A 2,123-nucleotide genomic window follows, 5' to 3' on the forward strand; every position below is an offset into this window, starting at 1 on the left:
GTCATGGCCCTCGACCTGCGGCAGTTTCTTGATCGCCGCCTCGGCAGCGTGCAACAGGCCCGGCACGTTGGCACCGGCTCGTTCGAGCAGCGCGCGCGGTCCATCGTCCTGGCGCAGCATGGCGACCAGTAGGTGGACCGGCTCGATGTAGGCGTTGTCATTGCCGAGGGCGAGCGACTGGGCGTCGCCGAGAGCTTCTTGGAATTTGGTGGTGAGTTTGTCTTGGCGCATGGATGACTCCGATCCCGGCATGTGGGATGGAACCAGGAAATTCAACCGAGTCTGTGCGGTGGACCGCTTGCAGAGGTTGACGTGGATCAACTGGCCTGCCGAGTATTATTGGCGTGCCATGTGCCCTCGACTCGGATCCGCGAGCCGGCACAGTCGATCGTCGAGGGCTGTTGCGGGCGAGCCCACAACCACCGCCAAGGAGCTCATGGATCAACGGGCACGTGCAGCGTTACGCGAGCAAGGCGCAGCTGCGCACCTTATAAAGAGGAATCAAGGCACGGCGCGCCGAGAAAGCGGAGGGGATAAGTAGCTTGGCCGCGGAGGGCCGGGCGCTGTGGCCCCGGCCACAAAGGTTCAAACCACACCCGCCTCTTGAAACTCAGTCTTCTGGACTCAAATCTTCCACGGAGGCGCTGGTGTCCCTGCGGCGCTCCTTTCAACATGAATTGGAGGCTTCACTATGTACCGAACTCTTTTCGCGCGCGACATGTTCGAGGAGATGGATCGCCTGCAACGCGAAATGCAGCAGGCATTCGATCTGTCTCCCTCTATCCGTGGCTTTGGCCGCGGCGGCTTCCCGGCGTTGAATGTTGGTGGAACGCCGCAAACGGTCGAGGTCTACGCTTTCGCGCCGGGTGTGGATCCATCCACCCTGGAAGTGAATCTTGACCGCGGCATTCTGACCATTGCCGGCGAGCGCATGGCGACCCTACCGGAGGCCACGCGCGACGCCAAATCCACCGTCCACATCAACGAGAGGTTCGCGGGCACGTTTCGCCGCGTGTTGAGCCTGCCCGACGATGCGGATCCAGACGCCATCGAAGCCAAGTACCGGGACGGCGTTCTGCGCATCACTATCCAGCGACGTGCCTCCGCGCAGCCTCGTCGCATCGCCATTCAATGAAAGGGAACGGATCATGAACGAGCTCGACACACAAAGGCCCGCTGCTGCGAATCAAGTTGCTGGCAGGGGCACAGGCAAGGCCCCATACAGCGAGCCCGCGCTGACCCCGCCGGTCGACGTGTTTGAGGACAGCACGGGTATCACGCTCTATGCGGACCTTCCGGGCGTTTCAAAGGACAGGCTGCATCTGCAGGTGGAGGCCGTGACCCTAACGATTGATGCAGAGCTGGACTTGGCCGTGCCAGGGACGCTGCAAATCAGCCATACCGAGGTGGGTCTTGGTCGGTTTCGCCGGGTGTTCACGCTGAGCAAGGAACTCGACGCCAGCCAGGTCTCCGCCGAGCTTGCCAACGGTGTGCTGAAAATGCGGATCCCGAAGGCCCAGCATGCCCAGCCTAAGCGTATCGAAGTCAAAGTGGCGTGACGAACCGACGACGCGCGACGCTTCGCGTCAGAGGAGGAAGCCACACAAGGGGCGGTGACGCATCGATCCGCGCCGGCGAACCTACGCCACTGGCATCTACACCCACGTGCGCGACCGCTGGGGCATCTTCTATGACCCGCCCATAGTGCTCAACGAGCGGCAGGCCGGCGTGCTGTCGAGGGCGTCGAAGCGCAGAACCGTACCGACGACCGCATCCGGATCTCGCTTCTTGCTGTCGACTCGCACGGCTTCACGAGCGACGCGATGGCCAACGCCAAGCTCCTGGGGTTCGACCTGTGCGCGCGGCTGCGCAATCTGAGCGAGCGCAAGCTGTTTATGCCGCGGGGTTGGACGGTTCCGCAGGAACTCGAGGAAGTGACCGTTCGGCAGGTATCGCTGACAGCGATCGAGCACGACTGGGACGATCTGTTGCGACTGGTCGCCTCGATTCGTGCGGGCAAGGTGTCGGCCGCGCAGGCGATACAGCGCCTGGTTCGGCGGCGATCGGCGACCCCCTGCACCGCGCGGCCGAGCACTTGGGACGACTGCTGCGCACCGTCTTCC

At 63.1% G+C, this 2,123-nt stretch carries 3 protein-coding genes and 1 pseudogene; 3 read left to right on the forward strand and 1 reads right to left on the reverse strand.

The window, feature by feature from the left end:
- Positions 1-231 (reverse strand): Clp protease N-terminal domain-containing protein (locus AC1DY5_RS52790; protein WP_478122212.1); only part of this gene is annotated, 231 nt, incomplete at its 3' end.
- Between the two features lie 460 nt (positions 232-691).
- Between AC1DY5_RS52790 and AC1DY5_RS52795 the strand changes: the two genes are divergently transcribed.
- The 3 genes and pseudogenes from AC1DY5_RS52795 to AC1DY5_RS52805 form a co-directional block, all read left to right on the forward strand.
- Positions 692-1,135, forward strand: coding sequence for an Hsp20/alpha crystallin family protein (locus AC1DY5_RS52795; protein WP_478122213.1), 444 nt, complete (start codon positions 692-694; stop codon positions 1,133-1,135).
- Positions 1,136-1,148: 13 nt separating this feature from the next.
- Entirely contained in the window at positions 1,149-1,559 is a 411-nt protein-coding gene (locus AC1DY5_RS52800) for an Hsp20/alpha crystallin family protein (RefSeq protein WP_478122214.1), read from the forward strand.
- Between the two features lie 58 nt (positions 1,560-1,617).
- Positions 1,618-2,123, forward strand: a pseudogene (locus AC1DY5_RS52805) (Tn3 family transposase); the annotation flags it as partial.

The organism is Variovorax sp. P4_D9, assembly GCF_056401695.1.